A 24,146-nucleotide genomic window follows, 5' to 3' on the forward strand; every position below is an offset into this window, starting at 1 on the left:
CGCGCACCGGGCGAGGACCATTCGTCCGAAGGCGCTTCAGATCGGCTTGCTTTCGCTGGATGCCCAATTGCGCATCAGTGCGTTGCTCGGCAATCTCTCATCCACCATTTTTTTGGCGGTTTCAACTCCCGCCACCGGCAGGCCCGTGGGATCGAGAACCCCGATCTGCACCAGCACCGATGCTTGATCCCAGTAGATGTGCTCGTTGTACAACTTGTCGCCGCGAAAACACACGACAGCGAGCATCGGGATTTCGAAGTACTTCCCCGTAGGCTCGAGGCCCGGCAGCAACCAGTCGATTTCCCGATCATGGGTGGCACAGAACACGAACTCATCGACGATCCGGTCTGCGCCGATCGTCCGGGACACGGGAATGAGCCGCGTATCGGCGGGGTTGGCGTTCACAAAGTGATACTTATAGAAGCGCTTGAGCTCGTCGTGGCCGACGCCGCCCGTCATGGTCGGCACGTGGTTCACATACGGCTCGGCCACCATCGTCGGCAAAACCGCGTCCACGTCGCGCGTGGCGAACTCGTAGTAGCAGTGCCGCTCCCACAGGCTGTTCAGGTCGAATACGGGCCCCAGAACCTTGCGCAGAAGCGCAATCGTGCGCGAATAAGCCATCGTCGCGGCGGGCTTGTCGAAATGTGCGCGCTCAGGCGTGGCGAACGCGTGCTCGCAGTCGGGGTAGACGTATTGTTCAATCGCGGAATTGGCGGACAGCGCCGACTGAATCTTCTCGCGTATCGGCTGTGGGCACAGCCTGTCGTTGCCGGCGAAGTGGAAGGCCATCGGGCATCGGATCGACGGCACCTCGTCGAGGAAAGCATCGAGTCCAACGCCGTAGTAACTCACGGCGCAATCCAAATCCGTTCGAGCCGCCGCCAGCATCGCCAGCTTGCCCCCCAGGCAATAGCCGACGGCGCCGACTTTGCCGGCATGCCGGGGATTGCCGCGCAATGCTTTGACCGTGGACGCAATGTCCCGCACCGCCAGTCCCAGGTCCAGCCGTTCGTTGAAGTTCAGCGCCTGGGCCAGATCGTCGCCGCCATAGCCGAGGTCGACGCCCGGTTTCATGCGCCAGAACAGGTCCGGCACCAGCACCACATAGCCTTCTTCGGCAAACCGATCGGCCATGGCCTTCATGTATGCGTTGATGCCGAAGATCTCCTGCAAGAGCACGAGGCCCGGTCCCGATCCTTGCTTCGGCGTCGCAAGATAGGCTGAGAACTGCTGCCCATCGTCTGATTCGATGTCGATGAATTCACCGCTCATGATTCTCTCCATTGCGCGAGCGACGATGCGATGTGCGTCGTCGATTTCAAGTTGTACGGCCGCGCCGTCCGCGATGACGCCGTCGAGCCGCGCGATGACGACAGGCCCTTCGCTTGTCAGGACGCTCGCGAGATACACGTCATGGCCCTGGGCCTCGCCAGCACGAGGCCGGACAACCGTCGATTCCGTCACGGTGCCGCGCTCGACCGCGCGCTCGACCCAGTCGCCTGCGCCGCACGCGGGGCAATAGTAGCGCGCCGGGAATAGCGTCGTTCCGCATTGCCTGCACTGAAAGACATCGAGCGTCATGGGGCATGCCCTCCTGCCTTTTCCAGCACGACGGCGTTCGCGCACATGCCATAGCGATACTCGACCATGCCGTAACCGCTCACCACGGCCAGCTTGGCGTCTCTCACTTGCCGCTCGCCGGCTTCGCCGCGCAATTGCGTGATCGCCTCAACCAGACCATGCATGCCGCCTGCTGCTCCGGCCTGACCGGCGGACAACTGCCCCCCCGACGTGTTCACAGGAAGTTCGCGCGAGACGATGCGCGACAGGAGCCTGCGCAAATCCCCGTCCGGAGCGAAGCCGAGATCCGCGAGCTGCGCGATCGCCATGACCGGGTAGTCGTCATAGACGGAAACCATGTCGACGTCGTCGGGCGTGACACCCGCCTGTCGCCACAGATCGGCGGCGAGCTGCTGCAAGGAGGTATGCAGGCCATCACCCGCCTGATGATCCGCGTTGTACAGACATTTCAGCGCTCGCACGCCGACGTTCGACCGTGTGCGAGCCAGATCGCTGCGCATCACCAGCACCGCGTTCGCACCGCTCACGACGGGCACGCAATCGAATCGCCCCAACGGAGTGGCGACGCTCGGCGCGGCAAGGTAGTCGTCGAGGGACATCGGCGTGCGATAGACCGCGTTCGGATTCAACGCGGCCCATGCGCGCTGCGCGACGCATAGCGCGCCGTAATCTCGGCGCGTAAGACCGTGACGCTTGGCATGACGCTGCGTGAGCAGCGCGAATACGCTGTTCGGGCCGCCGTTTTCCAGCGGACGCAAGTACGTGCGCGTCGTCAGGTTGTAGTTCTCGACCAGACGCTTGAAATCGGCTGCGTCGAAGCGATCCCCGGACACGAGAGCGATGACGTTCGCGTCGCCGTGTTGAATCGCACGGATCGCGTGTTGCAGCAGATTGATCGCGCTCGCGCCGCCGTGACAGTCATCCATGCACCAGCGCGGGCTCAGGCCCAGTTGCCACGCGAGATCGATCGCGTGATCGGGGGTTAGCGTGAACGACGCCACGCCGAGGCCGTCGACTTCTTTCGCGGACACGCCGGACTGCGCGAGCACGGCGCCGAATGCCCGGGCCAGCAGGTCGCCGGTGGAGGCAGCCGTCGCGTGCCGGCGGTAGGGCACTTCCACGCCGGCCGCGATCAGAACGTTGCCGAAATCGTTCGTGTGCATATCGGCGTGCCTCGCAAGCTCACCGGCGATTCGCACGCCGCGCCGCGGTTTCGTGCGTGAAGAGCAGCGAAATCACCGTGATCAGCCCCAACGCGATCATCAGCAAGGCCACCGGCCATGCCGCGCGATAGTGCGCGAGCAGAGCGGTCGCCAGCAAGGGCGACAAGCCGCCCGCAAACACGGACGCCACTTCGTGACCAAGCGCCATGCCCGAGTAACGCACCTCGGTGCTGAACAGCTCACCCATCAAGCTGGGCTGCGTGCCGATCATCGCGCCGTGGCAGATGGCGTTGCCGAGCAGGAAAGCCAGCCAGATCAACGCGGGCACTTTCGTGCCGAGAAGCCAGAAGAACGGGAACGCGATCAGGACCAGACCCGCCGCACCGATCATGTACACGGGCTTGCGGCCAACGCGGTCCGACAGGCGACCCCACATCAGCATGGTGAAGAGCTCGACGGTCATCGACACGATGACGCCCGCGAGCATCACCTGATTGGGCACGCCGATGAACTTGCCATACGCGAGCGAGAAGGCGATCACGATGTACGAACCACCGTTCTCCGCCACGCGCAGGCCCATCGCCAGCAATATTTCCTTCGGGTATCGGCGGATGACGTCCAACACCGGCATGTGCGATTTCTTGCCCGCCGCCCGGGCGCTGGCGAATTCCGCGCTTTCCGGAAGCTTCGAGCGAACATAGACGCCGACGCTGAAGATGAAGATCGACAGCAGGAATGGCACGCGCCATCCCCAGTTCATGAATGCATCCTTCGGCAGCAACTGTACGAGAAAGAATACGGCTGCTGACAGCACGAAGCCGCCCCCTACGCCGAGCTGGCTCAGCGATGCGTAATAGCCGCGCTTTTCGGGTGGCGCCGACTCGCTGATCATCAGCACGCCGCCGCCCCACTCGCCTCCTGCGGCGACGCCCTGGAGCACGCGCAGGAGCAGCAGCAGCGCCGGCGCCCAGAGGCCCACTTGCGCATAGGTCGGCAACAGTCCGATCAGGAACGTGGCCGCGCCCATGATCGACAGCGTCCACACCAAAGCGCCCTTGCGGCCGAAGCGATCGCCGATGTGCCCGAACACCACGCCGCCGAGCGGCCGCGCGGCGAAGCCGACCGCGAAGCCGGCGAAGGCGGCCATCGTCCCGACGAGCGGATCGGTGCCCTTCGGAAAGAACAGCTCGCCGAACACGAGCGCCGCGGCCGTGCTGTAAAGAAAGAAGTCGTACCACTCGAGCGCGTTGCCGGCCACCGATGCGAGCACGATGCGGCGAAGCGATTTTTTGTCGACAGGTCCGGCCTTTGCATCGATCGCACCATTGGAGCCCGGGCTTGCCGCGGATAAAGTTTGCGTGCTTGTCATCTCTGACTCCATGATGCGCACCGGCGGTGCACTGAATGGTGACAATGGGACTGCGTTGCCGTCGACCGGCGCGGTCGACGTTGGGTCGAGCGCTCAGATCACGAGCGCCCCACCCGGTATCCCGACGCCTCGAGGTCCCACGTGGTCGGCGTGAGGCCCGTTTCGCGCAGCTTGTACTTCATGATCTTTCCATTCTCGGTCTTGGGCAGATCCGGCACGAAGTCGAGATAGCGCGGCACGGCGAAGTACGGCAAACGCGGTTCGCAATATCGAATGAGGTCGAGCGGGTCGAGCGTATGGCCGTCCCCCAGTACGACGGCGGCCATGACGTCGTCTTCGGCTAGTTCGGACTGCACAGCAAAGACGGCGGCCAGTTCGATCGACGGGTGGCTCAGCAGTACCTGTTCGACCTCGTACGAGGAAATGTTTTCGCCGCGGCGACGGATCGCGTCCTTCAGGCGATCGAGAAAACGGAAATAACCGTCGGGGCTGCGCACGACCCGATCGCCGGTGTGGAACCAGAGGTTTCGCCAAGCCTCGACCGTTTTGTCGGGCATGCCGAAATAGCCGCTCGCGAAGGCGTAGGGTTCGTTGGCACGAAGAATCAGTTCTCCCGCTTCGCCGTCCGGTACGGGGCGGTCGTTTTCGTCCACGACTCGAGCGTCGAAGCCAGCAGCGAGCTTGCCCATGTATCCCGTGCGCCGGGCGCCGATCCGGCCGCCAATCACCGAGTTGGTTTCAGTCGAGCCATATCCGTCGACGAGACCGATACCGGAGCGCTTCGTGAACGCTTCCTGGAATGGCTCGGGCACGCCCGGCGCGAGAGCGACGCGCACCCGGTGTTCGCGCTCGCCCGGCGTGACGGGGCGGGAGAGCAGGATAGGCACCATCGCACCAAGCACGTACGTCACGGTGGCGCGCGTCGCGATCAGCGAATCGAAAAAGCCGCTCGCGGAGAACCGCCGGTCGACGATCAGCTCCGCATCGTGCATCAACGCCTGGAAGAAACTGTTCAGCGCGTTCGTGTGAAATAACGGAAGACAGGTATAAAGCACGTCGCCGGGCACGATCTCCAGATCGCCGCCCGTGTTCACGCCCCACCAATAGAACTGCGCGTGCGGGCAAATCACGCCCTTCGACACGCCCGACGTTCCGGACGTATACAAGATGACGAACGGATCGCCGTCGGAAATGGCAGCGGCTTCGATCGGCTCTCCCAGAGGAGGCAGTGGAATCTGAAAGAGGGGTGAGCGCTTCATTTCAATCGTCGGCTCGCCGATGACCGAGATCGTTGCCAGCGGAAGGTCTTGCGTTGCGAGCGCATGGACGGCTTCGACCAGATGCGACTCCGCGACCAGCAAGCGCGCACTGGAGTTTCTGAGAATGTGCTCGAGCTGCATGCCGCGTGACGCGGTGTTGATGGGTACGGCGACGGCACCAAGCCAGGCGCAGCCCAACACGATTTCCATGAATTCGGCGCGGTTCCCGCACAAAATCGCGACGCGGTCGCCGCGCTTGACGCCCTGAGCCGCAAGCGCTCCGGCGCGACGCGCGGCGATTGCAGCGGCGTCGCTGGCGGTCCAGGTCGTCGTGCGATCCGAGAAGAGGGGCGCGGCGCCGTTGCGGGCGGCTCGCGCCTTCAGCATGGCCGGTAACGTGCGCGGTGTCCGGGTGTCTCGTTGCACGCCCATAGGCGCCTCGGCGATCGTATTCATATGATCAAAAGCCCTCGTGCCTCTTATGTGACGTGGCCGAGTCTAGGATCGCGTATCCTATCCGTCAAATTCATAAATAATATGACTCGTATAAATATGGCGGATTTCAACAAAGTGGATTTGAACCTGCTGCGCGTGTTCCAGGCGGTCCTCGAGGAGAAGAGCCTGACTCGCGCAGGGCAACGCCTCGGCCTGTCGCAGCCGGCAATCAGCTATGCGCTAGGACGCCTGCGCGCATTGTTCGACGATCCCTTATTTGTTCGGACGCCTGAAGGAATGGCGCCGACGTCGGCGGCCGAGCGGCTCGCAGACCCCGTCGGCCGCGCGATCGCCGCGGCACGCGAGGCGCTGCGTCATGGCGAACCATTCGATCCGGCGACAAGCTCGCGCGAATTTCGGCTATCGATGTCGGATATCGGCGAACAGGTTTTTCTGCCGGCGATCTGCGAGAAGCTGCAACAGTTGGCGCCGCAAGTGCGGATTGCCGCCGAGCCGGTGCCGCTTACGGGTGTCGAGGAAAAGCTGCGTCTGGGGCAGCTCGATTTTGCGATCGGCAACCTGCCTGCGCTGAAGCCCATCACAAAGTACGCGTCGCTGTTCAACGAAGAGTACGCGTGCATGACGCGCAAACGTCCCGGCCTTCCAGCGCGCCGGATCACCCGAGAGAGGTTTCAGGACATGCTGCATGTCGCCGTGGCTTCGACCGACAGCAGCCATCTGTTGATCGATGAAACGCTGCGCGCCAGCGGGCTCTATCGGCGTGTGGCGTTGCGCGTGCCTCACTTCACAGTCGTACCGCAGATCCTTCAGCGCACCGACTGGATGGTTACGCTGCCGCGCGGAGTGGCCGAAATTTTTAACGAATCCGGGCAGTTTCTGATCTATCCGCTACCCGTCGAGATTGCTCACTTCGAGTCCACGATTCATTGGCACGATTTATATGACGGCGACGAAGGAAACCGCTGGTTCCGTGAGTTCGTCATTCAGACGGTGCACCACCCGTGAGACGGCATCGACTATCGCATGCTCCGGGCCTGGCCGGAGCATCGCATGAAGACTTGATTGAAAACCGCCGCCCATGTCTGATCAAAATAAAGTCATCATCCAGAGTATGTCCACGCAGAGCTCCAGATGCGAGTCGAAACGGCGAAGCGCGATAAATGACTTATCGCTACATCCCTTTGCAGGCTCGACAGTGTGCGCCGGCTGACCGACGCTTACGTTAAATCATCTCGATGGCCATGGCCGTCGCTTCGCCACCGCCGATGCAAAGGCTGGCAATTCCGCGGCGTCCGCCCGTTAATCTGAGGGCCGCAAGCAAGGTGACTAGAATGCGTGCTCCGGAAGCGCCGATAGGGTGACCGATGGCGCAGGCGCCGCCGTGTATGTTGACCTTGTCGCGATCGAGAGCCATGTCCCGCATAGCGGCCATGACAGCGACCGCAAATGCCTCGTTGATTTCCCACAAATCTACGCTCGGCGTCGCCCATCCAATCCTGGACAGCAGTTTCTTCATCGCGCCCACGGGAGCGGTGGTAAACAGTCTCGGCTCTTGAGCGTGGGTGGCGTGCCCGACAATAACGGCCAGAGGCTTGATCCGGAGTCTGTCGGCACTTGAAAGGCGCATCAGCACCAACGCGGCGGCACCGTCGGAAATCGAACTGGAGTTGGCCGCAGTCACCGTACCATCGACCTTGAAAGCGGGTTTCAGGCTACTGACCTTGTCCAGTTTGGCCTTGAACGGCTGCTCGTCGTGCTCGACCAGGACTTCGCCTTTTTTGCTGGAGGTTATAACGGGAGCGACTTCCCATTCGAAGGCACCGGACTGGATAGCGGCCTTGGCACGGGTTGTTGATCTAATTGCATAGGCATCCTGATCATCTCGGGAAAAACCGTAAGCCTCGGCGCACTCTTCAGCGAAGGTGCCCATTTGACGGCCCTTATCGAAATAAGCATCTTCCAGGCCGTCGAAGGACATATGGTCGAGGATCTGTCCGTGACCAAGGCGGAAGCCCCCGCGTGCCTTCGGGACGAAGTATGGAGCGTTAGTCATGGATTCCATGCCACCCGCGACAATGACCTCGTTGCTGTCGGCCATCAGCAGATCATGGGCCAGCATAGCTGCTTTCATGCCGGAACCGCACACTTTGTTGACAGTGGAGCACCCCACCGACAGGGGCAGCCCGGCGGTGATTGCCGCCTGGCGTGCCGGGGCCTGGCCGAGGCCGGCAGGCAGCACACATCCGAAGATGAGTTCCTGCACCTCGTCGGCACTAACGCCGGCTCGCTGAATAGCGGCCTTGACGGCAACGGCACCGAGCTGGGGCGCTGTGCAGCTGGAGAGTTCCCCCTGGAAGCTGCCAATAGGAGTACGGGCGGCAGATACGATAACTATGGGATCTTTGGGCATGGCTCATTCGCTGAAAAGATGGATGCGGTTTATTTGGCGGCCATACGGATGGCGCCGTCGAGGCGGATGACCTCGCCGTTCAAGTATTCGTTCAAGAGGATGTGCTCCACCAGAGCAGCGTATTCCGCTGGCTTGCCCATCCGCGCTGGAAACGGCACCGTTTTGCCCAGCGCCTCCTGTACTTCGGCGGGCATGCCGAGCAGCATCGGCGTTTCCACGATGCCTGGCGCAACTGTCATGACCCGGATGCCGCAGCGGGAGAGTTCCCGCGCGAGTGGCAACGTCATCGCGACGACGCCGCCTTTGGAAGCGGCGTAGGCTGCCTGCCCCACCTGTCCTTCAAACGCGGCCACCGACGCTGTGCAGATGATGACGCCGCGCTCGCCGGAGGTCTCTGGGGGGCAGGCGCTCATCATCTCCGCCGCAATGCGGATCATGTTGAAACTGCCCACCAGGTTGATATTGATCGTTCGAGCGAACGAATCCAGCTTGTGGGTTCCTTCACGGCCGATGACCCTTTCGGCGGGAGCAACGCCTGCGCAATTGACGAGTCCCCTGAGAAGCCCCATTTCCAAGGCCGCTGCAAAAGCTGCCTTGGCGCCCTGTTCGTCGGCGACGTCGGTGGCAACGAATCGGGCATTTGGCCCCAGCTGTGCGGCGATGGCCTTACCCGCTTCGGGGTTCAGGTCCGCCAGGACCACCTTGCCGCCCCGCTCGACGAGCATCTTCGCCGTGGCCGCTCCCAAGCCGGAACCAGCCCCAGTCACTACAAATACGTTGTCTCTTATCTGCATGTCCGTGTTCCTTTCATGTGACGCTTCGCCGATACATTCGGCACGCGGGCCGCTGACTCGCGTCTGGATTCGCTTCCGATGCGCGCCGCTACTCAGAATAAAACGTGGTGAACGAGCCAACCTCCGCTCTGTCCGTGACGAGGGTGTTCTCGATGCGTGAGGCATCCGCAAATCCGAGACTCATGCCGACGACGAACCTCTCACCTGCCTCCAGTCGAAGTTGATCGGCAATGATCTTGCGGTACTTCATAAATGCCGCTTGAGGGCATGTGCTCAAGCCATGGGCACGAGCCACGATCATGATGTTTTGCAGAAACATGCCGTAGTCGAGCAGGCTACCCTGCTGCATAACGCGGTCGATTGTGAAAAACAGGCCGGCGGGCGCGTCAAAGAATTGATAGTTGCGGCTGTGCTGGGCCTGCATCCGTTCCTTGTCGCCCTTTTCGATTCCAAGCAACCCATATAGCTTCCAACCCACAGTCCGTTTTCTTTCAAGGTATGGCGATATCCACTCGCGCGGGTAATAGTCCCACTCGTCCGTGCATGTCTCGTCTAGTGCCGAATCTTCGTTAACCCGCTGGATCGCGGCACAGATGCGGTCTTTGGCGTGCCCCGTGACGACATGGACGCGCCAAGGCTGGATGTTGACGCCCGTAGCGGCGAACCGCGCTATGTCCAATATCGATTCAACCGTCTCTCGAGGAACCGGCGTGGGCAGAAACGCCCTGACGCTGCGACGCGACAGGATGGCCCATTCGATGGCCTTGCGCAGCGCATCGGCATCCATTGCCGGTGGTGTGTCACTTCTCTTCATCAGTCACTCCATCTGTCTCCAACGTCAGCAAACTCAAGCAACTTCCCTGCACGGCAGCATTGCTTTTGCAAGCAAGATTAGCCGGGCGGTACAGGGCGTGTTGTCTCGAACATGACAATTGACATCCGGTAATCGGTCGTCTTCTACGAACCCGAGGAGTGTCCTGTTCGAGACAGTTCCAGGCCAGCGCAACGTATAGATTGGATGTGACATCGCAAGGTTTGAGCGATCTGATTCAGAGGTTGCACCTACGCACCACTGATGCCCGGAACACTTTCACATTCACGCGAGGAGACACGACATGCCAACCCCAATCTACGAGCGCGGACTCGATCGAAACGAAGCCAACCATGTGCCGCTGACACCGCTGCACTCACTGGACCGATGCGCCGATCTGTTTCCGGAGCGTATTGCTATCGTGCACGGCGAGATGCGTCAGACCTGGGCGGCGACGCGCAGCCGCTGCCGCCGGCTCGCCAGTGGGCTCGTCCGGCGAGGTGTCAAGCGCGGCGACACCGTGTCGATCATCGCGCCTAATACACCCGCATTGGTGGAGGCACATTTCGGGGTGCCGCTAAGCGGCGCTGTGCTCAACACGATCAACTGCAGGCTGGATGCCGACGGCATTCGGTTCATCCTGCTTCACGGGGAATGTAAGGTTCTTTTCGTGGATCGCGAGTTTGCCGCCCTTGCTGCGGACGCACTCGAGCATGTTCCAGACAGGCCACTCGTGATTGACATTGCGGATCTCGAAGCGCCGCCGGGGGCATCGATAGGTAACCTCAACTATGAACAGTTGCTCGGAGAGGGGGATCCGGACTTCGAAGGCGTATGGCCCACGGACGAATGGGACGCTATCGCATTGAACTATACGTCCGGCACGACCTCCGACCCGAAAGGGGTCGTGGTCAGTCACCGTGGGGTTCACCTGATGAGCATGCTCCAGTTGATTGACTGGGGCATGCCTCGCCGGCCGGTGTATCTCTGGACCCTCCCAATGTTCCACGCCAACGGCTGGTGCTTCGCCTGGGCAGTCACGGCAGCGGGTGGCACCCATGTCTGCCTGCGCAAAGTCAATGCCGCAGGGATATTTCGAGCCATCCGCGAGTACGGCGTCGACCATTTTTGTGCGGCGCCTATCGTCCTGGCCGCGCTGGCAGACGCGCCCGCCAGCGAGCGTAGCCCGTTACCTCGCGTCGTTCGCGTGCGCACGGCGGGTTCGCCGCCCCCGGCAACCGTGTTGAATTCGGTAAGCGAGATGGGATTCGAGGTTGAGCACGTATACGGCATCACCGAAGCCTCCGGCACGCCGGTCAGTTGCTTGATTCAGGCAGACTGGCGCGCATTGGCCAACGAGGAGCAGGCGCGCCTGAAGGCGCGGCAAGGTTATCGGGCCTCTGGACTGGAAGCCGTGCGAGTAGCAAATCCCACCACGCTTGAGTCAGTTCCTGCGGACGGAAAGACCGAGGGAGAGGTACTTCTGCGCGGCAATGTCACGATGAAAGGGTATCTGAAGAACGAGGAAGCTACGCGAAACGCCTTCAAGGGTGGCTGGTTCCACACCGGCGATATTGCCGTGGTACACCCGGACGGATACATGCAGATCACGGATCGTTGCAAAGACATCATCATTTCGGGTGGCGAAAATATTTCATCGGTAGAGGTGGAGGAAATATTGCACCAGCACCCGGCTGTACTCATCGCGGCAGTGGTGGCGCAGCCCGATGCCAGGTGGGGCGAAGTGCCCTGCGCATTTGTCGAATTGAGGCAGGGTATCGATGCACCTTCTGAACGAGAGCTGATTACGTTCTGTCGAGAGCGGCTCGCTCACTACAAGTGTCCTGTGAGGATCGTGTACGGCGAGCTGCCAAAGACAGGCACAGGAAAAATTCAGAAATTTCGACTTCGAGCACAGGCTGGCAGCCGGGAAGCCATTACGAAGCTGTCTGACGCGTAGTCACGTACGCGGCCTAATCAATCTTCGGAATGCGCAAAATCTCGAAGTCCTGTTAGGTCAAGAATTCGGACTGAGCCATATTCGATCGTCAAAAGCCCCGCACCAGCGAGCTCGTGAAGCGCCCGGTTGGTGTTCTGCCTCGAAAGGCCGGACAAACGTCCAATTTCTTCTTGCGAAAGACCCAGCGTCAGATCAGTGACGCCAAAGAGTTGCGGGTTGAACAGTTCAGCGAGACAGAAAGCGACTCTTGCAGACGCTTTCTGCAAACGGAGGTTTCCAACCAGACCGACGTAGTATCCACACCGTGCATTGAGCTGATCGATGACAAACCGACTGAACGAATGGCTATTGTCAAGCAGCCACTCAAATGTGCTGTGCGGAATAAACCCGACTTCGCTATCGCGCAGCGCTACCACCGAGTACGGGCGAGGCTCATCTTTTAATAGGGCTCCCTCGCCAAACCAAGAACCCGCCGGCACGCCGGCGAAGGTCGTGGCCCGCCCACCTTTCGAGACCGTATCGACTTTGACTAACCCTTCGATCACGCCTATCCAATGATCGGCAGGGGCTCCGCGATGACAGACCAGCGCGCCGGCAGAATACGACCGTTGAAAGGCATCTTTCTGGACGCGAGCGAGTTGCTCCTGTGTCAGTTTAGCCGACCAGGCGGAGCGCGATATGAAGCACTGCAACTCGACTGACAGGGGCATAGCCAAGTTAGGTTCGAAGGGTCCAGAGGCTCTAGTTTAACCATTTGCCGGCCGACGTTTCCCAATGATCCAATCGGCTGATATCTGCTCGAAGGTCCGGTCCGCAAACCCAAAGTCGCCGTTCGCGAGATCGCGGATCAAGTTCGCCTTGAACGTCCCCTATCGAGAAAACGAATAGTCACTGTCGGCTCAATCCAGAGGCTCGAATTCATCGCACGAAAGACTGCTCTGTCGTCTATGCGAACAACCGGTTAGCGTAGACATCACGTTGTGCGGATGTCCTCTTCCGCCGCGTGTGAACGAGACCGCGGCAAGAATCGTCCATACGACCACCACCAGCGCAGCGCTAAATCGCCACCATTCGTTGATCAGACCTGGAGCGGCACTCCGTACAAGCGCTTCCTGTCGGAGCTCAACCGCTGAATAGGGCGATCCCCTAGCCTCTTTTAGCAACGGCGCCTTATTCATGCGCATGCGGTCGGGGCATACAGTGTAGTCATGCCTGTCGGCGTGCCGCGATCGTTGGGCGGGGGGCAGGCGCAACCCAAAAGCTCCATCGGGGTCGCCGCCACGAACATCAAATTCCAGCGAACCGTTGTAGTTCTGATTTCCGCACTGTCGTGGCCCTATGGATGGACCGCGGGAGATAGGACTTGCCCATCCAGACACAGCCTTGAGTTGGCTTGCGTGGGCTATGCGGACGCTCTGCTTTCAGAGCAGAAAAATAATTCCAATATTGTTCCGACTGGAACAACCAGCAGAGCATCCAGAAACACCAAGGGAGTAAGTTGCAGGTAAGAAAAATAGTTCCAGGCTGGATGCCCGAGGCCCATCCTCGAGCGGTCGTGATACCACAAAAAGAGCTAACTCGGGGATAAAGGAAATTCTGCATTGGTATTGCAAGAGCGTGCCAAGTCCTCGCAAGAACTTTTAATGCCTTTCGAAGCGGCACGAAATCCCGGCGCAAACTGCATGATTCGATTGGCGTCGGGTATGTCATGCATCATGCTGGAGGATACGATGAACACTCTGACTTTAATCCCTATTGCCGCATTGACGTTGTGCACCACACTGGCCTATGCGGGTGACAACAGTGACGCATCCAGCACGGCCTCCGACAGCAACGCAGCTATGACGTCGGACGCAGTCGGCGGCACGTCAGGGGGCGGCAGCATGAGCGGTGCCCCCAGTGGCAAGACTCGCGCGGAGGTCTATCAGGAATTGCTGCGGGCCCAGAAGGACGGCACGCAGGAGCGCTTGAATGCGCTTTACGGCGGGCAGTGAGCAGATGCACGGGATGCCGTACGGTGCGCGCCGCACAGCGTCCCGGGAGACGACGCCAAAGATTGGAGCGAGGGGCCACAGCCCGGGAGAATGACAGGACTCGCGCCGGGCGGCAGAACGACCATGGCGAGCGGCACAACGATGAGCACAAACGGGACATAGCATCGTCGGGATGTGCCGAGGATACCCGTAGTCTTCGGCGCGATCGGCGCGTGCGCTCCGCTCAGATTCGCTCTTGCGCAGTCGACGCTGCTGCGCACCCCCGACGAGATCCTCGGCCCCTTCTACCCGGTGGGGAAAACGCCTGACCCGGGCGCCGGCCTGACGCAACTGCCCGGCAAGCCGGGGCAGGCCACGTGTCAGCTTCTAAATGTGATGGGACGTGTCCTGAACATCAGGGGAGAGCCCGAGCGCGATGCGAAGCTGGAGATATGGCAGGCGAACGCGTACGGTCGCTATTGAGGGTCGGCCGGGATTCGGCTTTATGGAACGCTTCGCATAAGGCCGACGACATGTTCGTAGAACCAGTCGTTGAACGCGTCGAAGCCCTGCACGGTCAACCCGAGCCGGTGCGCATTCTCGCAGGCCCGCACCAGCATCCAGCATGCAGCCTCCTCGAGGTCGGCTTCGAAGTCCGGCGCATCGGCCTTGTCAAAGTACCGCACCACGTTGGCGACCAGGTTCTCCGCGTCATCGAAGGCCGTGGGATCCAGCGGCCGGCCATGCAGCTTCGTGTGCGCCAGGTCGGTCGCATCGAACTTCCAGTCGAGGACCGCCTGCTGCCCATTGTTGCGCAGCGCCTGCGCCAGTACGCGCTCGGCCGCGCTGGCCAGGGTGATGGCCGACGCGAAGCGGTGGCGCTCCAGAAACGCGTCAAGGGCCATCTCGAGTTGCTCGAGTGCGAGGGCGACGCGGTTGCAGGTTTGCGAGGTCATGGTCAGCCTCCGGAGACGGATGTGGAGGTCCCAGTCTACTGCCGCCGCCCTTCCCGCGTTGCCGAGGTGAATATTTGACGGTCATCGTGTCGGACACGCCGACCGCGCTTGCTTCCTGACGACAAGCACGCGCGCGAAGTCCGCGCGGTGCGCAGCGTCACGGCTAATACGACGACCGCCACGGGGCAGCAGGCTCGCGCGGATCGAGTGACTGCTTCAGAGCGACGCGACAGACACGCTTGATGACCCCTCTCGGCCACTTGGCTGCTGGTTGTTGAAACGCCGAAGAGGCAAGGAATCGACCATCGCCAACTTCGGACTGAACGACCGCTCGTCGACACTCTCCGGGCCTTCCGCAGGCAGAGCAACTTGCCCGACTGCAGTCGCTCGGAACGCCTAGTTCGCCGCTAAGGAGCGATAGTCGAGATCCTAATGAATTGCGGTGGTTTCAACGCACTGTGCGACGTCAATCTACTTTGCGTCCTGCAATGCCCTCTCCCATGCTGGGGCGCCCTCGGGGAGTTCGCGACAGCAGTCAAGGCTAGCCAGTCGTCGACCACTTGCGATATCGACCAGCGTGCACGCCATGTTGAAGTGCAATGATCCAGTTTGATAAGCGACCTGTTTTCCGTTTTCCCGAAATATCCATCTCCACACAAATGGATCTCCTTCGATTCGACGAATAACGTGCCTCCGCTGGGCAATAACCAAGGTAGTGGGGTAGTTCAGACCGCCCGCAAACGGAAAGCTCTCTGTCCATCCTTCAAGGTTGTGCGGCCTCGCCCGATGTGCTGACTCGATTGGTTCGTCTGCCGTCGATGCGTGAGCAGAGACACCGCCTGTCAACAGGAGCATGCCGATCATCGATAATATTCTGCCTATGCTTCGCATGGTTGAGGGGGGAGCGGTACCCGCGAGATAAACGTCACCAACTTCTACCGTGATGTAGGGGGATCAAGGTTCCGATGGCGCGTCGCGTGTACGCTTACGACGGTTCGGGTCGAAACGTCGACAACCCGCTGCCGGTTTCCATCGACTTTCATACCATCGTGTGGCGCACGGAATAGGCTCGTAAGCCAAACACGAAAATCATTCACACGTGGGCTCCCGGGTAACCTTGGCGTAAGCGAAGCGTTTAGTGGTAAAAAAAAATACGCCAACTAGGTTCCCGTGCGTGACTCAATTTTGTTCAATTGAGCTATTTCTAGAATCACCCGCATACTTTCCTGCCGTTGTTCGGATCACCGGAATAATCTCAACAAGCGCGTCAACCGATCGCAATTGGAGTCGCGGTGCGCATGCTGAAGAACAAGGCATCGTCATGCTTAACGATGCCCTCCTCTAACGTTAGCCGCCTCGGCATGCGAGTGAGCAGTTGAGACATGTCCGATCGGGCGCTAGAGGCCATCTAGCAGTCGAGGAATCGCAAGACCTTCTTTAGTTCGAGCGTTTCGCGTTCCCCAAATATTTCGTTTAGCGGCCTGCGCGACGCTCCTATGAGTCCGTGACGGAAAGCATTCTCGACGAGGGCTCGCCCCCCGCGTTCGTCGCCGGACGACAATGGCGCATTCGCGGCTGCGTCCGAACCCTCCGGCGCTATGACGTAAAGCTGCAATCCGTTTTCAGCCACTGCCTTCGCGATTACATCGTTGATATAGATGTCACGAAAGCCGTAGCCAATAGTCATAAGTCGATGGTTAGGCTGAGAGACATAGCGCGCGAACTGCCGGTGATACCAGTCGAGAATGGGAGGGAGTCCACGCGCGCGAGCGTTCTCGCCTCCTGTGATAAGCAGCGAGCCGCCTACGCTGTCAAGCCAATTCCAGGACCCGTGTAGCTTGAAACATGGCTGGCGATTCGCAGTGGTGCGAAATTCGCTTTCATTCTCAGGAACCCATTGGTCCGTCCAAGGAATTCCGCACGGACCAGTGCCCACGTTCGAAGACAATCGCATCCCAGGTAGCTCGACCCCGTCCCACCGCTGGAGATACTGATACTCCAGAAGGAGATCCTGGTTCAGGGTGAAGATTGCATCGAAGCGACTTAGCAATTTGCGCACTGATCCGTTCCCGAGACCGAGGTCGAAATTTGCAAGGCGGGATATGCAATAGTCCATCGCGCTGAACATAGTTCGAATCGCAGTCTCGAAGCTTCGCAAATCGGCGGAGTGTCTTTCGGGATCGAGCCTTGCCCTACCTTGCAGCTCCGCCAAAACCGATTCAAATCCACCAACTTCGTTGAAGCTCCAAAGCAACTCCTTGATGGCCGGTGACGATCCAACCTCGGGACATCCGAGCAAATATTCGAAAGCCTCCGACCCAAGCCAGCCACCCCAATTACGGGTGAACCCTGCTCCCAGCAATACCGAACAAGCCATCTCCCCTCCGCAAGGAATAGAAAACCCGTTCCTACTATCTTTGACGGGGTCGCCGGTTTTACTGACAAGCCTGAACCCATTTTATAAGTTGCCGCATCCGTGTGCATCGTGTGCACCGTGCCCCACCCAACGCCCCGTTCGCGCACGAATCCGCTCGTGCTGATGCCACGGTTGTCGGGCGCAACGCTGCGTCTCACGCTCCTACGCTGCTGGCGGCGAGTTCGCGTACCGAAGAAAGAGTCTCGCCCGACAGTTCGGGATCGGATTTCTCTACGGCGCGAGAGAACGCGACACCGCCAATCACAATCGTGGGAATTCCAACCGGCTTGATGCGCCGCGGCGCTGCGCTCGCCTCCGACGCCTCTCCGATCGCCTGCTGGCGAGGTGACATCAGTGACGTCCAGCGGCTACCGAGCCTGCTCAAGCCACTGCCCAACGAAATTCCTCCACTCAACCGGTAGGGGCAGAAACAGCATTATGCCTATGCACCGTCGGTCCATTGACAATTCTCCATCTATCTGGCGTACACTCATCATTCAGATTTACGCCTACAGGACGACAATGCCATCATGGGACATTCTCAGTCAGATAAGTTGCGGACCCACAAGCGCATCCTCGAAGTAGCGGCCAAACGGTTTCGCGAGCGTGGAATCCAAGGTGTTAGCATCTCCGAAATAATGGAAGAAGTCGGCATACGGTTGGAGGCTTCTACAAGCATTTCCCCTCCAGAGAGGCCTTGATCGCGGAAGCGGTGTCCGTGGCGTTCTCGCGCTAGCAAGGCAGCTGCGATTCTCTCTGCACTTGTGGGCGCATCACTGCTTGCACGAGGAACGTCCGACAGGAATCTGGCTCAGATGCTGTTCGGCGCCGTCTCGGCCGAGCTTCGCTTCGCATACCTCTCAGAGGTCGTTCCGTCGCAGTGACCGTGTGATCAACCAACTCCGGCCCGAGCAATGAACAATCGACACCGGATACGCTCAATTGCTTGCATAATCTGAATTGAGAGCGATTAACAACAGCTTTTTCGCAAATCGTTACATTGAGACAAAGTGGGTGAATACATTCACCAATCGCCGGCCGACGGCCAGTGTCCGGAACGAATAAAAGCGCGAGCGGCAGTGCCAGCAACGTCGCAGGCATGCAGGTTACATGGTCCGACATCTCCTCCGACGAAAGTGTCAATGGAGAGTTATCGATGAGCGATGATTTATTGGTGCGAGGACTGGCTACAAAACGGAAACTTTCGAGCCAACGGGAACTCGACGAGGCGTTCGATGACCCCCAGACCCTGCGTGCAGCTGTTTGAAGAGTTTGCTACCGCACACTATTGATGAGAGTGTTGGTCTGACGAAACCTTGGGTTATCGTGAGCGCAGCCGGCTGAGTTTAGGGATGACTGCAGTACCCGGACGCCTCCATGACTTCGCCAATGCAGTCAGGTCTGCTCTGAACAGTGGCGTCACCGAAGCGGAAATACACGCCGCAATCAGGCAGATTGTCGTTTGGCGTGGCATGTCAATCGGTTCGGAGTGTATGAGGATAGCGCGGGAAGCGCTCGCTTGCACCAAGCCCTCAGCCGCCAGATCATCCACCGGCAAGCGCCAGCGAAGGCCTTTGACCCAAGTGAATCTCGCGCCGGGAGGCAGCGTTTTCCCCGGACGGCGGCGACTACTCACGAAGCTTCACTGGAAACGCTACCCAGTATGAACGCGAAGTAAAGTTGAATTGTGGAAGCCCGTCCCACTACAAGGATTGGCCAAGGCTATAGGCTATACACGAGGTAACACCAACGCATTGACGCTGTTACTCCGGATCCTTTTCCATCGATCAACAGGCCGGCGAAAGCGTGCACATTGTTCAAACTCACACGGGCGCCCACGAACCATTCACCGTTAATTTGATTGTTCCAAGCAAGCAAGTAGAGTATTTTTGAAAGCTCGGTTTATTCGTCCAGCGGTACCTATAGGGTGCAAATTTTTTGGATTGAAAACAATGGGCAGACCGCCGAAGAAACAGCAATTAGATGAGCTGGATATTGACGGCAGCAGAAGTATCAACTGCGTCCCCGCTTGATTTCCCGGGGGTATGTCGCTGAGCGTGAGGCAAGGGAATATGGACAGGCTCCTGGCTATGAAGGTCTTCACCAAGGTCGTCGAGATGAACAGTTTCTCCCGTGCGGCAGATGCATTGCAAATCCCACATGCGTCGGCAACCACCATCATTAAGAACCTGGAGGCGTACCTGCAAGTACGCCTGATGCAACGGACCACTCGCCGGCTTAACCTTACTCCCGAGGGCGCGGAGTACTACGAAGGCTGCGTGCGTATCCTCGCTGACATTGACGAGACGGAGCACAGTCTTGCCAACGCGGGCAAAGGCCCCCGCGGAAAACTGAGAATCGACATGCCGAGCTCACTCGGTCGTATCGTGGTGATGCCCCGCATTGAAGAGTTCAGACACAAGTACCCTCACGTCGATCTCATGATTGGGTTTGGTGACCGTCCCGTGGATCTGATTCAGGAAGGTGTGGACTGCGCTATCCGGGTCGGCAAGCTGGAAGATTCCAGCCTTGTTGCGAGGCGGCTAGGCGTGCTCTCCACGGTAACTGCTGCGAGCCCGTCTTATCTCGCGCGGTATGGCGAACCACATTCGCTGGAAGAACTGCAGCAACACATCGCAGTACAGTATTTCTCAAGTCGTACTGGCCGGACTACCGAACTGAACTTCGAAGCGCATGGCAAAAGCACCGAAATCAAGATGGGCGGGAGCCTCTCTGTCAATGACGCTGACGCCTACGTAATGTGCGGACTCCACGGAGCAGGCATCATCCAGCCACCTCTCTTCATGATCGTGTCACACCTGGCCTCAGGCGAGCTTACGGAAATCCTGAAACCGTGGAAGGCCCGCTCCATGCCGTTATCCGCCGTATACCCACACAACCGGCACCTTGCCCCCAAAGTTCGGGTCTTCGTCGAGTGGATAGCGGAAATCTTCGATCAATCCCAGTTGCGTCCACAGAAAGAAAAAAGTCGTTGACGGCGTCGATGATAACGGCCGCGCGCTGACGTCGCTACCGCCGCTCGCCAACCTCGCCTCCAGAAATGAGACCGACATGACGCCCGGCATGTGAAGGGAGGTTGGCTGGCGCAAAGTCTGGTGCCGAACTGATCCTGATTGATCCGGCCTACACACCGCCATCGGTGCGGTGATGTATGCATCGCGACAGGGCTGGAGTGTGCTAGGCACCGGCACGGTTGTCCGACCGGTCAGCGCGGGCTCGCTGCTCCCAAAACACAGTGATCAACGCAAGAGTTCAGCCAATTCAATGACTTTTGTTTCGCTGAGGATTACAATGCAGCTCCTGAAGCATCGAGCCGAGATAATGGGACATTCTCAAGCTGACAAGATCGCCACGCATCAGCGTATTGTCGACGTCGCCGCCAAGCGTTTCCGCGAGCTTGGAATCGAGGGTATCAGCATAGCTGACCTGATGAAGGAAGCTGGCTTGACCGTTGGTGGTTTTTATAAGCATTTTTCCTCCAGAGAAGAGCTGGTGGCTGAGGCTTTCGAGCATGCGCTGCGTGACATCGACCCATGGGAAGCATCAATTGCGACAGCCCCGCGCCAAGCGATGCGGACCTATATTTCAGAAACACACCGCGATACTGTCGCAACCGGCTGCCCGATTTCGGCGCTGGCCAACGACATGAGCCGCAGTACCGACGAGACCCGCGAAATCTACACAAACCGCGTCAGGCACATTCTTGAGCAGATATCGAAGGTACATCCTGCGGAAGACAGTGCAAGCAAGCGTTCGGAAGCCGCGCTTATATTCAGTGCATGTGTCGGCTCGATTACGCTCTCCCGTGCTGCCTCCGACCCAAAACTCTCAAAGCAGATTTTAGATGGTACTTTGACGAAAGTCCTCGAGTTGCTTTCGACGAAGCGCAGTCGGAAATAGAAGGGATTCCTTGACAGGGTTTTCGGCCGCCCGCCGTCGAAGACGCCAATGCTGGAAAGCGGCCGAAGTTCGACCTCTCGAGCGAATCGCGAACCAGCTGGACTCAGCCGCCCCCTCGAGTCTGCCCAAGTCAATGACCGCATAGCCTGTGCCTGATCGGGTGTTCATTTGACGAACTGTTTCGCCTGGACGTCGTCTTCCGAAACGAATGAAGCGCGTCGCCGTGCGCCAACGTTTGGACCCGCTGAGAAGTCCTCCACCTCTGCGTGGTTCAACGCCTTGATTACGCGCGCTTCGCGACAGAGCCGCTCGGCGGCTGATCTTTCATTTCGGTGATGGCAAGCTCCGACATTCATGCCGATAAGTTCCGGCAGGCCATGCAGCCTGCCGATCGCATCGAGCTATGGTCCGACCTAGCTTGTTAGAAGGACCACACCAGTCTTTCCTGGTCCACTCGCATGTTCAATTGCTTTTCTGAAATCGACAAGAGGATACTCGCCCGCAATCGCGAAAACGTGAGGAGCTTCTTTGGCGAGCCGGATGGCCATGTCGCGATGTTGCTTCTGCTCCTCTAAAGAGAAGTTCATCCATTCGGTAAAGACCACGCCTTTAAACGCCAACCCTCTCGGCGCAAACTCAGACAGATCCGACGCGCCATTGCCCAGCCAGCCAAAGTTGACGAACGTTCCCCCGTCTGAGAGGAACGAAACGAGGCCATCAACCATCGCTCCGCCGACCGCGTCGAAGATAACGTGCACAGGGCTGGACCCAATCGCGGAGTGCACCTGCTCCTTCCACTCGCTCGCCTCTGTCGCAATCACCCGCGAGCCTGGCAAAGACGCCTCGAGAAGTTCGACGCCCTCCTCTGTCCGGACAAGCCGAATCAAAGTCAGGCCGATCTTCTGTCCGAAGGCCGTCACGATACGCATCACCGATGAGCCTGCCGCCGTCTGGATTACCGTAACAGGCAATTCGGGGACCGGCAAGGCGTTGTGTCCGGCGCGAAGCACGACCTGAGCGGTCATGGTGTTGATGAGAATTTGTGCCGCTACTCCGTCGCTCACTTCGTCCGGAACTGCGACCAGAGAAGCGACAGGAACCTTTGAATACGTTGCCCATGTTCGCGCCGCTCCGGAAAGGAACATCACTCTTTGCCCAACAGCAAACTGCCCTTGCTGCGCGGCATTGTTCCCAAGTTTTTCGATCACGCCAACGCCTTCAAAACCCGGCGTACGTGGCGCTTCCGCCGCGATCGGGGCCGCCCTTCCACCGCGTTTGTCGCCGGCAATCATCAGGAGGTCTCCCGGATGGATTGGGCGCTTTGAGACGCGCACAAGTGCGTCGTGCGGCCCGGGTTCAACCTCGGACATCGGACGCGCGACAAGGCGCAAGACCGAAGTGGGGTTACCATATTCCGCATGTTCAATCGCAGTGAAAACGCCCACATCTGCAGCTTCTTTCTGATTTGATGACATAGCATCTCCTGATTAAAAGCTCCGTGTGCGCTACGCATGCTTGATGCACCGCGCACACACGCAACACGAAACCTACTTGGTCTGTTGTTGCGTATCGGCAGATCCGACGGTTACGGCATCGCCCCACCCGCCACCCAGTGCGCGGATAAGGTTTACCGTAGCAGCCGCCTGAAGCCCGGAAAGCTGAACGGCCGTCGTCTGCGACTGAAGTACCGTGCGCTCAGCGTCGATCACGTCCAGATAATTGACGGCGCCATCCCTGTACTGGGTGCGCGAAATCTCTGCAGCGCGCGTCGACGCCTGTACTGCCTCGTTCTCGGTTTGCGTCTGCTGCTCAAGAATCCGCAGGTCCGACAGGTTGTCCTCGACTTCCTGGAACGCCTGAAGCACCTGCTGACGATAGTTCGCAACGTCTTCGTCGAACACGGCTCGTGCGTTTGCGAGGTTTCCTTTGCGACGGCCCCCGTCGAAAATGGGCACGGTTAAGGCAGTGCCAGCCAGAGGGCCGAGGAGAAAGGCTCGACTGGACCATTTGAAAAGGTCTCCCAACGTCGCCGACTCGAATCCGGCATTACCGGTTATCGATAGCGACGGGAAATAGGCCGCCTTGGCTACACCGACTCGCGCATTGGCTGCAGCCATTGCCCGCTCGGCCGCAGCAATATCTGGCCGCCGCTCAAGGAGCGCGGACGGCAGTCCCGGGGGAATCCGAATCTGAACAGCTTGCAACGGGCTCGACGCCATCGAAAATTCCGACGGCGCCTTGCCCAAAAGAACCGCGAGACTATGCTCGGCGGTCGCCCGTTGTCGCTGTGCCGTCATCTCGTCAGAGCGCGCAGTTGCCAGTTCGGCCCGAGCCCTGGCCACATCGAGCTCGGCAATGTCGCCATTCGCAAATTTCGATTGCACGAGTTTCAGTTGCTGCTCACGAAGCGAAACGTTTTGCGCATAGACCTGCAGTTCCGCGTCCAACTCGCGGACCTTGAAGTAGTTCGCGGCGACATCTGCCTGCAGGGTAAGCTGTACCGAGCGCAGGAGCGCTTCCGATTCCTCGCTTTCTGCACGACTCGCCTTGACCGCGTCAGACACCCGTCCGAAAAGGTCCGCTTCATAACTCGCGGTTGCTTGAGCGCGCCACAACGTCTGAGCCGGAACATTTCCACCATCGGGCTGGAATTGCGACGCGGGCGAGACCTTTTCTCGTGTTGGACCAAAGCCTGCGTCGATAGTCGGAAACAGGCCCGCGCGGGTGGCCTGCTGGATCGCGCGAGCCTCCTTGACCCGCGCAGTTGCCGCAGCCAGGTTCTGGTTTGCGGCGAGCGCCTGGTCTTCAAGCTCATTGAGGGTGGCGTCATCAAAAATCACCCACCACTTTCCTCGAGGAATCTGGTCGGACGGCTGCGCGATTTTCCAGGTTCCCGCCTCGCCTTCCGCTTCGGCCGTGGCCGTTGTGGCTGGTGCCTCCTTGAACGCCGATGAGTCAGCAACGTTTGGCGTTCTGTACGCCGGCGCAAGTGAGCAGCCTGCTGACAGCAGTGCTGCGCTCAAAAGCGTCAACGAACCCCAAAGAACGCGCTTCACTTTATTTGTCGACATGGT

Annotated in this window: 18 protein-coding genes and 3 pseudogenes; 7 read left to right on the forward strand and 14 right to left on the reverse strand. The window is 59.5% G+C overall.

Annotation, left to right across the window (positions count from 1 at the left end; translation table 11 throughout):
* Positions 1 to 36: 36 nt before the first annotated feature.
* The 5 genes and pseudogenes from J3489_RS03040 to J3489_RS03055 all read right to left on the reverse strand — a co-directional run bounded on the left by J3489_RS03040 (position 37) and on the right by J3489_RS03055 (position 5,831).
* Positions 37 to 1,275 (reverse strand): dienelactone hydrolase family protein, encoded by a 1,239-nt coding sequence (locus tag J3489_RS03040; protein WP_242539771.1) that lies wholly within the window; start codon positions 1,273 to 1,275, stop codon positions 37 to 39.
* A 228-nt stretch (positions 1,276 to 1,503) separates the two neighbouring features.
* Positions 1,504 to 1,584 (reverse strand): annotated as a pseudogene (locus tag J3489_RS37355) (zinc ribbon domain-containing protein); the annotation flags it as partial.
* A complete protein-coding gene (locus J3489_RS03045; RefSeq protein ID WP_206996172.1) occupies positions 1,581 to 2,747 on the reverse strand; it encodes a thiolase family protein in 1,167 nt (388 codons plus the stop codon). The gene J3489_RS03045 and the pseudogene J3489_RS37355, both read right to left, overlap by 4 nt.
* Positions 2,748 to 2,766: 19 nt before the next feature.
* A complete protein-coding gene (locus tag J3489_RS03050) occupies positions 2,767 to 4,116 on the reverse strand; it encodes an MFS transporter (RefSeq protein ID WP_242539747.1) in 1,350 nt (449 codons plus the stop codon).
* 98 nt (positions 4,117 to 4,214) lie between these two features.
* The gene (locus tag J3489_RS03055) at positions 4,215 to 5,831 is read right to left on the reverse strand and encodes an ATP-dependent acyl-CoA ligase (protein WP_206996175.1); all 1,617 of its coding nucleotides are present in this window, start codon (positions 5,829 to 5,831) and stop codon (positions 4,215 to 4,217) included.
* A gap of 96 nt (positions 5,832 to 5,927) precedes the next feature.
* Here J3489_RS03055 and J3489_RS03060 point away from each other — a divergent pair, with 96 nt between their 5' ends.
* A complete protein-coding gene (locus J3489_RS03060) occupies positions 5,928 to 6,836 on the forward strand; it encodes a LysR family transcriptional regulator (protein WP_206996585.1) in 909 nt (302 codons plus the stop codon).
* Between the two features lie 217 nt (positions 6,837 to 7,053).
* Here J3489_RS03060 and J3489_RS03065 read toward each other — a convergent pair whose 3' ends face one another.
* The 3 genes from J3489_RS03065 to J3489_RS03075 form a co-directional block, all read right to left on the reverse strand.
* A complete protein-coding gene (locus tag J3489_RS03065; RefSeq protein ID WP_206996176.1) occupies positions 7,054 to 8,241 on the reverse strand; it encodes an acetyl-CoA C-acyltransferase in 1,188 nt (395 codons plus the stop codon).
* Between the two features lie 29 nt (positions 8,242 to 8,270).
* On the reverse strand, positions 8,271 to 9,035 hold the full coding sequence (locus J3489_RS03070; RefSeq protein ID WP_206996178.1) for an SDR family NAD(P)-dependent oxidoreductase: 765 nt from the start codon (positions 9,033 to 9,035) through the stop codon (positions 8,271 to 8,273).
* An 88-nt stretch (positions 9,036 to 9,123) separates the two neighbouring features.
* Positions 9,124 to 9,849 (reverse strand): nitroreductase, encoded by a 726-nt coding sequence (locus J3489_RS03075; RefSeq protein WP_206996180.1) that lies wholly within the window; start codon positions 9,847 to 9,849, stop codon positions 9,124 to 9,126.
* A gap of 301 nt (positions 9,850 to 10,150) precedes the next feature.
* Here J3489_RS03075 and J3489_RS03080 point away from each other — a divergent pair, with 301 nt between their 5' ends.
* Positions 10,151 to 11,806: an AMP-binding protein gene (locus J3489_RS03080; RefSeq protein ID WP_206996181.1), complete on the forward strand. Its 1,656-nt coding sequence runs from the start codon at positions 10,151 to 10,153 to the stop codon at positions 11,804 to 11,806.
* A 17-nt stretch (positions 11,807 to 11,823) separates the two neighbouring features.
* Here the strand turns inward: J3489_RS03080 and J3489_RS03085 are convergent, their stop codons facing one another.
* Positions 11,824 to 12,516, reverse strand: a complete 693-nt coding sequence (locus J3489_RS03085) for a Crp/Fnr family transcriptional regulator (protein ID WP_206996586.1) — start codon at positions 12,514 to 12,516, stop codon at positions 11,824 to 11,826.
* Positions 12,517 to 13,536: 1,020 nt separating this feature from the next.
* Between J3489_RS03085 and J3489_RS03090 the strand changes: the two genes are divergently transcribed.
* Complete coding sequence (locus J3489_RS03090) at positions 13,537 to 13,800, forward strand: DUF4148 domain-containing protein (protein WP_206996183.1); 264 nt, start codon at positions 13,537 to 13,539, stop codon at positions 13,798 to 13,800.
* 174 nt (positions 13,801 to 13,974) lie between these two features.
* On the forward strand, positions 13,975 to 14,262 hold the full coding sequence (locus tag J3489_RS38255) for a dioxygenase family protein (RefSeq protein WP_206996184.1): 288 nt from the start codon (positions 13,975 to 13,977) through the stop codon (positions 14,260 to 14,262).
* Between the two features lie 20 nt (positions 14,263 to 14,282).
* Here the strand turns inward: J3489_RS38255 and J3489_RS03100 are convergent, their stop codons facing one another.
* The 3 genes from J3489_RS03100 to J3489_RS03110 form a co-directional block, all read right to left on the reverse strand.
* Positions 14,283 to 14,735 (reverse strand): hypothetical protein, encoded by a 453-nt coding sequence (locus J3489_RS03100; RefSeq protein WP_206996186.1) that lies wholly within the window; start codon positions 14,733 to 14,735, stop codon positions 14,283 to 14,285.
* A gap of 1,408 nt (positions 14,736 to 16,143) precedes the next feature.
* Complete coding sequence (locus tag J3489_RS03105; protein ID WP_206996188.1) at positions 16,144 to 17,112, reverse strand: SIR2 family protein; 969 nt, start codon at positions 17,110 to 17,112, stop codon at positions 16,144 to 16,146.
* A 193-nt stretch (positions 17,113 to 17,305) separates the two neighbouring features.
* The gene (locus tag J3489_RS03110; RefSeq protein ID WP_206996190.1) at positions 17,306 to 17,503 is read right to left on the reverse strand and encodes a hypothetical protein; all 198 of its coding nucleotides are present in this window, start codon (positions 17,501 to 17,503) and stop codon (positions 17,306 to 17,308) included.
* Between the two features lie 961 nt (positions 17,504 to 18,464).
* Between J3489_RS03110 and J3489_RS38725 the strand changes: the two are divergent.
* The 3 genes and pseudogenes from J3489_RS38725 to J3489_RS03130 all read left to right on the forward strand — a co-directional run.
* A pseudogene (locus J3489_RS38725) lies at positions 18,465 to 18,818 on the forward strand (carboxymuconolactone decarboxylase family protein); the annotation flags it as partial.
* A 405-nt stretch (positions 18,819 to 19,223) separates the two neighbouring features.
* A pseudogene (locus J3489_RS03125) lies at positions 19,224 to 20,120 on the forward strand (LysR family transcriptional regulator); the annotation flags it as partial.
* A gap of 343 nt (positions 20,121 to 20,463) precedes the next feature.
* Positions 20,464 to 21,072, forward strand: coding sequence for a TetR/AcrR family transcriptional regulator (locus J3489_RS03130; RefSeq protein ID WP_242539748.1), 609 nt, complete (start codon positions 20,464 to 20,466; stop codon positions 21,070 to 21,072).
* A gap of 413 nt (positions 21,073 to 21,485) precedes the next feature.
* Here J3489_RS03130 and J3489_RS03135 read toward each other — a convergent pair whose 3' ends face one another.
* Positions 21,486 to 22,547 carry a zinc-binding dehydrogenase gene (locus J3489_RS03135; protein WP_206996196.1) on the reverse strand — a complete coding sequence of 354 codons (1,062 nt, stop codon included), beginning with the start codon at positions 22,545 to 22,547 and terminating at the stop codon, positions 21,486 to 21,488.
* 72 nt (positions 22,548 to 22,619) lie between these two features.
* Complete coding sequence (locus tag J3489_RS03140) at positions 22,620 to 24,143, reverse strand: efflux transporter outer membrane subunit (RefSeq protein WP_206996198.1); 1,524 nt, start codon at positions 24,141 to 24,143, stop codon at positions 22,620 to 22,622.
* Positions 24,144 to 24,146: the final 3 nt, after the last annotated feature.

The organism is Trinickia mobilis (assembly GCF_017315705.1).
GTDB classification, from domain to species: Bacteria; Pseudomonadota; Gammaproteobacteria; order Burkholderiales; family Burkholderiaceae; genus Trinickia_A; species Trinickia_A mobilis.

Coding starts and splice junctions, on each gene's coding strand:
- J3489_RS03070 (WP_206996178.1), bottom strand. CDS start 9,035: ATGCAGATAAGAGACAACGTATTTGTAGTGACTGGGGCTGGTTCCGGC.
- J3489_RS03085 (WP_206996586.1), bottom strand. CDS start 12,516: ATGCCCCTGTCAGTCGAGTTGCAGTGCTTCATATCGCGCTCCGCCTGG.
- J3489_RS03110 (WP_206996190.1), bottom strand. CDS start 17,503: ATGTCACCTCGCCAGCAGGCGATCGGAGAGGCGTCGGAGGCGAGCGCA.
- J3489_RS03055 (WP_206996175.1), bottom strand. CDS start 5,831: ATGAATACGATCGCCGAGGCGCCTATGGGCGTGCAACGAGACACCCGG.
- J3489_RS03105 (WP_206996188.1), bottom strand. CDS start 17,112: ATGGCTTGTTCGGTATTGCTGGGAGCAGGGTTCACCCGTAATTGGGGT.
- J3489_RS03060 (WP_206996585.1), top strand. CDS start 5,928: ATGGCGGATTTCAACAAAGTGGATTTGAACCTGCTGCGCGTGTTCCAG.
- J3489_RS03080 (WP_206996181.1), top strand. CDS start 10,151: ATGCCAACCCCAATCTACGAGCGCGGACTCGATCGAAACGAAGCCAAC.
- J3489_RS03065 (WP_206996176.1), bottom strand. CDS start 8,241: ATGCCCAAAGATCCCATAGTTATCGTATCTGCCGCCCGTACTCCTATT.
- J3489_RS03090 (WP_206996183.1), top strand. CDS start 13,537: ATGAACACTCTGACTTTAATCCCTATTGCCGCATTGACGTTGTGCACC.
- J3489_RS03045 (WP_206996172.1), bottom strand. CDS start 2,747: ATGCACACGAACGATTTCGGCAACGTTCTGATCGCGGCCGGCGTGGAA.
- J3489_RS03075 (WP_206996180.1), bottom strand. CDS start 9,849: ATGAAGAGAAGTGACACACCACCGGCAATGGATGCCGATGCGCTGCGC.
- J3489_RS03135 (WP_206996196.1), bottom strand. CDS start 22,547: ATGTCATCAAATCAGAAAGAAGCTGCAGATGTGGGCGTTTTCACTGCG.
- J3489_RS03050 (WP_242539747.1), bottom strand. CDS start 4,116: ATGACAAGCACGCAAACTTTATCCGCGGCAAGCCCGGGCTCCAATGGT.
- J3489_RS03100 (WP_206996186.1), bottom strand. CDS start 14,735: ATGACCTCGCAAACCTGCAACCGCGTCGCCCTCGCACTCGAGCAACTC.
- J3489_RS03040 (WP_242539771.1), bottom strand. CDS start 1,275: ATGAGCGGTGAATTCATCGACATCGAATCAGACGATGGGCAGCAGTTC.
- J3489_RS03130 (WP_242539748.1), top strand. CDS start 20,464: ATGCAGCTCCTGAAGCATCGAGCCGAGATAATGGGACATTCTCAAGCT.
- J3489_RS03140 (WP_206996198.1), bottom strand. CDS start 24,143: ATGTCGACAAATAAAGTGAAGCGCGTTCTTTGGGGTTCGTTGACGCTT.